The 9,219-nt window shown below is 69.0% G+C and carries 9 protein-coding genes; 3 read left to right on the plus strand and 6 right to left on the minus strand.

The features are described from left to right. Positions 1–272: HPr family phosphocarrier protein (locus tag KIT86_RS22790; protein ID WP_367185461.1), on the plus strand; the 272-nt coding region annotated here is incomplete at its 5' end. Positions 273–304: 32 nt separating this feature from the next. Here the strand turns inward: KIT86_RS22790 and KIT86_RS22795 are convergent. Further along, a complete protein-coding gene (locus KIT86_RS22795; RefSeq protein WP_293379513.1) occupies positions 305–1,066 on the minus strand; it encodes an ABC transporter permease in 762 nt (253 codons plus the stop codon). Continuing rightward, entirely contained in the window at positions 1,063–2,019 is a 957-nt protein-coding gene (locus tag KIT86_RS22800; RefSeq protein WP_297402658.1) for an ABC transporter ATP-binding protein, read from the minus strand. Before KIT86_RS22800 ends, KIT86_RS22795 begins: the two co-directional genes overlap by 4 nt. A 55-nt stretch (positions 2,020–2,074) precedes the next feature. On the opposite strand from KIT86_RS22800, the gene KIT86_RS22805 reads away from it, so the two are divergent. After that, positions 2,075–3,169: a PA0069 family radical SAM protein gene (locus tag KIT86_RS22805; RefSeq protein ID WP_297402660.1), complete on the plus strand. Its 1,095-nt coding sequence runs from the start codon at positions 2,075–2,077 to the stop codon at positions 3,167–3,169. Between the two features lie 219 nt (positions 3,170–3,388). Continuing rightward, entirely contained in the window at positions 3,389–4,222 is an 834-nt protein-coding gene (locus KIT86_RS22810) for a tetratricopeptide repeat protein (RefSeq protein ID WP_297402661.1), read from the plus strand. 39 nt (positions 4,223–4,261) lie between these two features. Here KIT86_RS22810 and nadE read toward each other — a convergent pair whose 3' ends face one another. The 4 genes from nadE to asnB all read right to left on the minus strand — a co-directional run bounded on the left by nadE (position 4,262) and on the right by asnB (position 9,060). Further along, positions 4,262–5,233, minus strand: coding sequence for an NAD(+) synthase (gene nadE, locus KIT86_RS22815; protein ID WP_297402663.1), 972 nt, complete (start codon positions 5,231–5,233; stop codon positions 4,262–4,264). Continuing rightward, positions 5,233–5,487 carry an acyl carrier protein gene (locus KIT86_RS22820; protein WP_297402665.1) on the minus strand — a complete coding sequence of 85 codons (255 nt, stop codon included), beginning with the start codon at positions 5,485–5,487 and terminating at the stop codon, positions 5,233–5,235. The genes nadE and KIT86_RS22820 overlap by 1 nt, the downstream gene beginning before the upstream one ends. 41 nt (positions 5,488–5,528) lie before the next feature. Continuing rightward, positions 5,529–7,058, minus strand: a complete 1,530-nt coding sequence (locus tag KIT86_RS22825; RefSeq protein ID WP_297402667.1) for a class I adenylate-forming enzyme family protein — start codon at positions 7,056–7,058, stop codon at positions 5,529–5,531. A 61-nt stretch (positions 7,059–7,119) separates the two neighbouring features. After that, positions 7,120–9,060, minus strand: a complete 1,941-nt coding sequence (asnB, locus tag KIT86_RS22830; RefSeq protein ID WP_297402669.1) for an asparagine synthase (glutamine-hydrolyzing) — start codon at positions 9,058–9,060, stop codon at positions 7,120–7,122. Positions 9,061–9,219: the final 159 nt, after the last annotated feature.

Below are 9,219 nucleotides of genomic sequence, written 5' to 3' on the forward strand. Positions count from 1 at the left end.
CCGTCGCGCGCAATACCGTCGAGATCGTCAACAAGCGCGGCCTGCACGCCCGCGCCTCGGCGAAGTTCGTGAAGCTGGCCGGGACCTTCGACGCCGAGGTCCAGGTCACCAACAACGGCCAGACCGTCGACGCCCGGTCGATCATGGGCCTGATGATGCTGGCCGCCTCGCCCGGCTGCCGCATCGACATCGAGGCTCGCGGCGAGGACGCCTTCGCCGCCATCGCCGCCCTCACCGCCCTGGTCCGGGACCGGTTCGAGGAAGACGAGTAGACATTCCTCCCGCTAAGGGAAGCCTCTTCGCGTCACGTCTTCAGTCGCCAGCCCGTCCGGAAGATCACCGTCACCGCCGCCAGGCACAGCGCCAGGAAGCCCAGGGTGGCCGCCAGACTGACCCCCACCCCCACGTCCGACGTGCCGTAGAAGCTCCAGCGGAAGCCGCTGACCAGGTAGACCACCGGGTTGAAGAGGGCGATCGTCTTCCAGACGCCCGGCAGCATGTCGATCGAGTAGAAGCTGCCGCCCAGGAAGGCCAGCGGCGTCACCACCAGCGTCGGCATGATCGACAGCTTCTCCCACCCGTCGGCCCAGATGCCGGTCAGGAAGCCGAACAGGGCGAAGGTCACCGACGTCAGCGCCAGGAAGGCCAGCATGACGAAGGGGTGGTTGATCTCGAACGGCACGAAGAGGCGGGCGGTGGCCAGGATGATCAGGCCCAGGATCATCGACTTGGTGGCGGCCGCGCCCACATAGCCCGTCACCACCTCGGCCGCCGAGACCGGCGCCGACAGCACCTCGTAGATCGTGCCCGAGAACTTCGGCATGTAGATCCCGAACGAGCCGTTCGAGATACTCTCGGTCAGGATCGACAGCATGAGCAGGCCCGGCACGATGAAGGCGCCGTAGCTGACCCCGTCGATCTGCGGCATCCGGCTGCCGATCGCCGCGCCGAAGACGATGAAATAGAGCGAGGTGGTGATGACGGGCGCGGCCACGCTCTGGACGATGGTGCGCAGCCAGCGGTGCATCTCGAAGAGATAGATGGCCCGGACGGCGTGCAGGTTCATGCGCGGCCTCCCCGCACCAGGCTGACGAAGATGTCCTCCAGGCTCGACTCGTGGGTCCGCAGGTCCTTGAAGTCGATCCCGCGCTCGGCCAGCCGTTTCATCAGCTCGGCGATCCCCGTGCTCTCCGCCTGCACGTCGAAGGCGTAGGTGAGTTCGGTCCCCTCCGCCCCCAGCTCCAGCGGGAACCCCGGGATGTCGGGCGCGGCGGCCAGCGGCGCCTGGAGCTGGATCGTGAGCTGCTTCTTGCCCAGCTTGCGCATGAGCACCGCCTTCTCCTCCACCAGGATCAGCTCGCCGTGCGAGATGACGCCGATGCGGTCGGCCATCTCCTCGGCCTCCTCGATGTAGTGCGTGGTCAGGATGATGGTGGTGCCCCGGTCGCGCAGCTCGCGCACCATGCGCCACATGTCGTGCCGCAGCTCCACGTCCACGCCCGCGCTGGGCTCGTCGAGGAACAGGATCTTGGGCTCGTGCGACAGCGCCTTGGCGATCAGCACGCGCCGCTTCATGCCGCCCGAGAGCGTGAGGATCTTGTTGTCCTTCTTGTCCCAGAGCGAGAGGTCGCGCAGCACTTTCTCGATGTAGACCGGGTCGGGCGGCTTGCCGAAGAGGCCCCGGCTGAAGCTCACGGTGGCCCACACGGACTCGAAGGCGTCGGTGTGCAATTCCTGCGGCACCAGGCCGATGGCCGCGCGCGCCGCACGGTAGTCGCGCACGGTGTCGTGCCCGTCGGCGATCACCACGCCCTCGCTTGCGTTGGCAATGCCGCAGACGATGCTGATGAGCGTGGTCTTGCCCGCGCCGTTGGGGCCGAGCAGGGCGAAGATCTCGCCGCGGCGAATGTCGAGATCGATGCGCTTCAAAGCCTGGAAACCGCCCGCGTAGGTCTTGCTCACGCCTCGCACGGACACGATGGGGTCGGCGGTGCTCGCCGCCTGGGAAGAAAGGGACATGGAGCCTCCTGAAGCGCCACACTCTAGCACTGTTTTTGTGTACAGTGATCGTTCCATGGATAACGTCCCCATTCCGATTCAGGCCATCAAAGGCCGTGGCATCAGCCACCAGCAGCCGCACCGCTTTCTGCGCGACGAGCGCCAGGCGTTCGACGACGGCTGGGGCGCGCTGGACGAAGCCGCACTCGCGCGAGGCGATGCGCCGCCCCCGGCCACCCAGGTCACCTGGGAGAACTGCAAGAGCGCGATCACCAAGAACGACTCGCCCGACGTGGGCTTCACCCTCGGCCTCAACCCCTACCGGGGCTGCGAACACGGCTGCACCTACTGCTACGCGCGGCCCACGCACAGCTACCTCAACCTCTCGCCCGGGCTGGATTTCGAAACCAAGATCATCGCCAAGCGCAACCTCGCCGAGGTGCTGCGGCGCGAACTCGCCAGCCCGCGCCATGTGCCCGGGCTGCTGGCCATCGGCACCGTGACCGACGCCTACCAGCCCATCGAGCGCGAACTGCGTCTCACCCGGGCTGCGCTGGAGGTGCTCGCGCAGGCCCAGCACCCGCTGGCCATCGTGACCAAGGGCAGCGGCGTGGAGCGTGACATCGATATCCTCGCGCCCCTGGCCGCGCAAGGCCTGGCGGCGGTCTACGTGACCATCACCTCGCTCGATGCCCGGCTTGCCCGCGCGCTGGAGCCCCGCGCGGCCGCGCCGCACCGGCGCCTGCGCATCCTGCGCACCCTGGCCGACGCGGGCATCCCCGTGGGTGTGAGCGTGGCGCCGCAGATTCCCTTCATCACCGACGACATGGAGCAGGTGCTTGAGGCCGCGTGGGACGCTGGTGCGCGCCGCGCCTTCTACACCGTGTTGCGCCTGCCGTGGGAGCTGAGCCCGATGTTCCGCCAGTGGCTTGACCTGCACTACCCGGACCGCGCGCTCCGGGTGATGGCGCGCGTGCAGGAAATGCGCGGCGGCAAGGACTACGACGCGGACTTCGCGCAGCGCATGCGCGGCAGCGGCGTCTGGGCCGACCTCATTCGCCAGCGCTTCGACAAGACCTGCGCACGCCTGGGGTTCAACACCGAACGCGAGCCGCTGGACACCTCCCGGTTCCGACCGCAGGCGCTGCAAGCGCAGCGGGCGTTGTTCTAGCGGGTCCCGACGCGCATCGGCGCCTGAGGCGCTCAGGTGTCGCGCTGTGCCGACACTTCGGCCCCGTCTGCGGCCCGTCTGTCGAAGGGTGTCCGTCTGCGCGTCGATGCAGGGTGGCGAATCCGATCATCGAACGGTGGTTATGAGGGAACGGATTGCGGTTTCGGCGAGTGGATCGGATGGAGGAGCGCCCGTCAATCCAGTGAAGTCCGCGCTTGGATGAAGCGTTGCGGATCGCGAGCATGCCTCGCGACCCACAACGACAACATTCAGGAGGACGCCCAGGCGATGAAGCTGGGGCACTGGAAGGCGCAGCTGAACCTGGCGCAGATGTACCTGGAAGGCCGGGGCGTGGAGTTCAACCCGGATGAAGCGCTTCGGCTGACCGAAGAGCTGATGCGCCAGGGCGTGCCGGCGGCATGGCACCGCATGGGCAGCCTGTACATGATGGGGGCGGGTCCGCTGCGGCAGGACGCCACAGTGGCTTATGCGTTCTGGCAGCGAGCCGCCGAGATGGGCTCCATGGAGTCGCAGGCGTTCCTGGGCGAGAAGTTGAGCGCCAACCACGATGAACCCCCAAACTTCTGGGGCAATTGGCCGATTGGCAAGAAGATGATGGAGTGTTCTTTGGCGCAGGGCTTTGGTCGAGCATCGTATGACTTGGGCGTGATGCTCGACGTCAAGGCACAGACGCCGGAGGACTATCGAAACGCGCTTGCAATCTTCCAACAGGGAGTCAGGCTCGGCTGCCAAGAGTGCGCGAGGTACCTGGGCTCGGCATTTCGGCTGGGTTCTCCCATGATTGGCCGCGCCAAAGACCCGTCCAGAGGAGAACGCTATTGGCACATTTCTGAACGCTTGCGCATGGACCACTACCTCAAGCTGCCCAACCTGGACCGCGTGCTGCCGCTGCCACCCGCGCCCTTGCCCCACTGGAACAGCGATCCCGACACCCTGATCGACGCGGCCAAGGGCGTGCGCGGCCCCGCGCACCAGTTGCGCGACGAGTTCCACGCACCCCCTCCCGCGCGACCGCCTCGTTCCTCCGCCTGATGTGGAGTGAAGCCCCCGCGGGCGCGGATCAAACGGCCTTCAATCCCCCAACAGCACCGGCGCCGCCGCCAGGTATTCCGTCGCCCGGCGCTTGGCGCGGATGTCGTCGTACACGCGCTGGGCCTGGGCCGGCGTCATCTGCAGCGCCACCGCCAGTTCCTCGGCCGAGCGGCCGTGTTCCATCGCCCACAGCGCGATGTCCATTTGCGCGTAGGGCAGCGCGAAGTAGAACTCGTCCTGGCCCTGCGGCAGGGTGTAGGTGTCGGTGGTGGGCACGGCGTTGCAGATCGCGTCGGGCAGGCCGAGGTGGCGCGCCATCGCGTAGACCTGGGTCTTGTACAGGTGGGCGATGGGTTTGAGGTCGGCCGAGCCGTCGCCGTTCTTCACGAAGAAGCCCTGGTCGTATTCCAGCCGGTTGGGCGTGCCCACGACGGCGTAGTTGAGCCGGTCGGCGTGGTAGTAGTCCATGGTCTTGCGCACGCGCTGCTTGAAGTTCGTGGCGGCCACGATCTGCAGGTACTCGCGCAGCGGCAGGCGCACGCTGTGCTGCTCGCCCTCGGGCGACTGCACCACGAGTTTGAAGAAGTTGATGCCGCCTTCCACACCGCCTGCGATCACGATCTTGTTTTTCCAGCCTTCGGCGTACGCCGGTACCACGCGGCGGATGGCCTCGTCGCGCTGCTGGTAGCAGCCCAGGGCTTCGAGCGCGGGCGCGATGTCGTGCACCTGGTATTCGATGCCCAGGTGTTCGGCGAGCTGACGGCCGCGCTCGGTGCTGAAGCCGCTGGAGTCGCGCTCGGGCAGGAGCAGGCCGAACACCTTCCTGGCGCCCAGCGCGCGCACCGACAGCGCGGCGCAGACCGAGCTGTCGATGCCGCCGCTGATGGCCACCACCAGGCCGCGCCGGCGCAGTTTCTGCGTGAGCACCTGCGGAATCCACTGCACGATGCGCTGGAGTTCGGCCTCGCAGTCCAGCGCCAGCGACTCGGGGCCCAGGGGCACGGCGCTCATCAGGCCGCTCCCTGCTTGCGCTGCACGAAGGCTTCGATGGCGTTGAGCGAGTCCAGGTTCTCCGGCACCATTTCGTCGTCGCCGATCTTCAAGCCGTAGGTCTCTTCGAGGTGCGCCACCAGTTCCAGGAAGCCGGTGGAGTCCAGCACCTGGTGCTCCAGGAAGGAGTCGTCGTCGCCGGGCGAGACGGCGCCCGCGCCGAGCAGGAAGTTCTCTTCGATGTAGCGCCGCACGTCGGCCTTGATGGTGCTCATGGATGGGGTTCCGTTGGTTGCAAGTTGGAAAGAAAAAATCGTCAGGCCAGGTCACGCCGGCGCAGCTTGCCGGATTCGGTGAGCGGGAGTTCGTCGACGAAGGCCACGGTTTTGGGCGCCATCCAGCTCTCCAGGCGCGCCAGGCAGTGCCGGATGATCTCGCGTTCGCTCAGCGTCGCGCCTTCGCGCAGGCGGACGAAGGCTTTCACGGCCAGGCCCAGGCGGTCGTCCGGGATGCCGGTGACGGCCGCCTCTCGCACGCCGGGCAGCTCGCAGATGGCATGTTCGACCTCCAGCGGGTAGACCTTCTCGCCGCGCGACTTGAACATGTCGTCGGTGCGGCCCACGCAGTAGAGCCAGCCGTCGGCGTCGCTGCGGAAGACGTCGCCGGTGTGCAAGGTGTTCTCGCCCGGTCGGGGGCCGGGCGTGAGGCGGCTGGGCTGGCCGGCGGGCGCGTTCCAGTAGCCTGCGCTCACGTGCGCGCCGCAGACCACCAGCTCGCCGGTGCTGCCGTGGGGCAGGCGCTGGCCGCTTTCGTCTTCGAGCCAGTGTTCCTGGTGCGGGATGCCGCGCCCCACGCTCTCGGGCCGTGTGTCCACTTCCTCGTGCGGCAGGTAGCTCGCCCGCATGCATTCGGTGAGGCCGTACATCAGCAGCAGCTTGGCGTTGGGCAGGCGCTGGCGCAGTTGCGCGGTGTGCGCGGCGGGCAGGGCGGCGGCGGCGTTGGTCATCAGGCGCAGCGCGCTCAGGTCGTGCGCAGCGAGGTCCAGCGCAAGCAGGCTGGCCCACAGTGTGGGGACCCCGGGGAACACCGTGACGCGCTGCGCCGCGAGCCGCTGCAGCAGGCGCACGGGGAAGGCGGCGGTGTTTTCCAGCACGAGTGTGGCGCCGATGCCCAGGCCCATGAGCACGTGGTACAGGCCGTAGCTGAAGGTGGGCGGCAGGGCCAGGCCGATCACATCGTCGGGCACCAGGTGCAGATAGGCCTGCACGGCGCGCCAGGCCGCGAGCATGTTGGCGTGGCTGAGCATGACGCCTTTGGGCACGCCGGTGGTGCCCGAGGTGTAGATGAGCGCAGCGAGGTCGTCGGGCTTGCCGGGGCCGGCGTGGAGGCCGGCCGTGGCGGCGGGCTGCGGCCAGGGCTGGGCGTTCGTCTCGCCTTGCGCCCACACCAGGGGCGCCTGTGGCAACGCGGCGATCGCTGTCGCCCACGCCGTGCCCAGCGAGGCCTGGGTGAGCAGGGCGCGCGCACCGGTGTCGGTCAGCACGTGGGCCAGCTTGGCGGCTTTGGTCTGCGGGCCCAGGGGCACGACCACGGCGCCCAGGCGCCAGACGGCGTGCAGGCCGGCCACGTAGTCCACGCCACTGTCGAGCAGCAGCACCACGCGCTCGCCCGGGCCGATGCCGGCGGCGTGCAGCGCATCGGCCACGCCGTTCACGCGCTCGTTCAGTTCCCGATAGCTGACTTCGCGCTCGGCCACGACCACGGCGGTCTTGTCGGGCACTTCGAGGCAGCGCGCGTCAAACGCGCTGTGCACGAAGGGACCGGGCAGAAAGGCCAGGGTGCTCACAGGGACACCTCGCGCTGAGCCGTGCGGTGCGAGCTGGTTGGGGAACGGCCCGGCGCGGCGCTCATGCCGGCTCCAGCACGGTCGTGGCGGGCCGCACGAACTGTTGGTGCAGCAGCATGGTGGAGAGCACGCCCACGAAGGCCATGTTGTCGGCGAAGCCGATGGCGCGGCCGGCCGCGCACTTGGCGCTCAGCCGTGCCACGGCGGGTGCGTCGAACAGGCCGGCGTCGCGCACGCTGGCCTCGCTCAGGAGTTCGGCCACCCAGGGAAGGGGCTTGCCGGCGTCGAAGAAGCTGGCGCTGTCGGGCGAGCGGTAGGGCTGTTTGGTGCGGCGGCCGATCTGGGGCGGCAGCTCGTGCGCGAAGGCTTCGCGCAGCAGCAGCTTCTCGCACAGGCCGCGCATTTTCAGGCGCGGCGGCAGGCGGCTGGCGAAGGCCATCACGCGCGGGTCAAGGAAGGGGTAGCGCCCTTCGATGGAGGCGGCCATGGCCATGCGGTCGCCTTGCGCGGCGAGCAGATAGCCGCTCATGAGGGTGTGCGCTTCTACGTACTGGTCGCGTGCCATCGGCAGCCACTGGCTGAAGCCCTCGGGCAGGCGCGCGCGCAGCTGGGCGGCGGGGTCGTGCCGCGCCAGGGCCTGCTGCTGCTTGGGCGTGAAGAAGGCCCACGCCCGCCGTGTGGTGGACAGGCGGGTCTGGTGCGCGAAGACCGCGTCGTCGCCAGGCACGGTGCTGTCGGTGAAGAAGCGCTGCGACAGGGCGTTGGAACCACCGGGCGAGCGTGCCAGCCATGGGTAGAGCCGCTCGACCACGCGCGCGCGGCGCGGCGAGTCGGGCAGCCGCGCGACGAAGCGGCGGATCTTGGCTTCCTTGAACAGGTCGTAGCCGCCAAAGACCTCGTCGGCGCCTTCGCCGGTGAGCACGACCTTGTAGCCGGCGGCGCGCACGCTGTCGGCCAGGCGCAGCATCGGCGTGGGGGCGGTGCGCACCAGCGGCGTTTCGGCGTGCCACACGGTGCGTGCGAAGGCGGCGGCGATGTGGTGCCGGCCACAGCCGATGGACGAATGCTGCGTGTCCAGGTGCCGCACCATGGCCTGCTGGTGCTCGCTCTCGTCGAACTCGGCGTCGTCGAAGGTGAGCGAGAAGCTGCGCAGCGGCGTGTCGGTGTGGCGGCGGATGATGCTGGTGAGGATGGACGAGTCCAGCCCGCCGCTGAGGTAGGCGCCCACCGGCACGTCGGCGCGCAGTTGCAGGCGCACCGCGTCCACCAGCAGGGCGTGCAGCTCGTCGGCCAGCGCGTCCTCGTCCACCGCTGCAAAGGGATCGGTGACCGGGAAGTCCCAGTCCCACCAGCGCGTGAGGGCCTCGCCTTGAGCGTCCACCACGAGGCAGTGGCCGGGCGGCAGGCAGTGGACGCCTTCAAAGGCCGAGTGCGGCGCCAGCGGCGCCCACCAGCCGAAGGTGGCGGCCAGCCCGGCGGGATCGAGCCCGCGCGGCACCTCGGGCAGCGCAAACAAGGCCTTGGCTTCGGAGGCGAAGGCCAGGCGATGGCCCACGCGCGTCCAGAACAGCGGGCGGATGCCCACGCCGTCGCGCGCCAGCAGCAGGCGCTGGCGCGGGCCGTCCCACAAGCCCAGGGCGAACTGCCCGTTCAGGCGCGAGAGGAAGTCATCGCCCCAGGCCTGGTAGGCGTGCAGCAGGACCTCGGTGTCCGAGTCGGTGGTGAAGCGGTGGCCGGCGCGGCGCAGCTCTTCACGCAGTTCGATGTAGTTGAAGATCTCGCCGTTGAAGACCAGCTGTACGCGGCCGTCCGCGCTGCCCATGGGCTGCGCACCGCCTTCGAGGTCGATGATGGCCAGCCGCGCATGGGCCAGACCGACCGGGCCATCGACCCAGGTGCCACGACCGTCGGGGCCGCGGTGGCTCAGGGTGCCGATCATGGCGTCGAGCTCGGCCCGTTCGGGCGGGCGCCGGGGGCTGAAGATGCCTGCGATGCCGCACATGCTCAGGCCCTTGCCGGGGGTGTCGGATCAGAGCGCATCGCTGTCGTCGCTCGCGTCGGTCAGGCCCCAGCGGGCCTTGGCCAGGCGCCTGGGCAAGGCTGGGTCGTGCGGTTGCTCGCCGCACACGCGGCCGTCGTCGTCGCGCGAGGGGAGGAAGCC

The sequence above is a fragment of the Hydrogenophaga sp. genome, assembly GCF_026125825.1.
In the GTDB taxonomy this organism is placed as follows: Bacteria; Pseudomonadota; Gammaproteobacteria; order Burkholderiales; family Burkholderiaceae_C; genus Hydrogenophaga.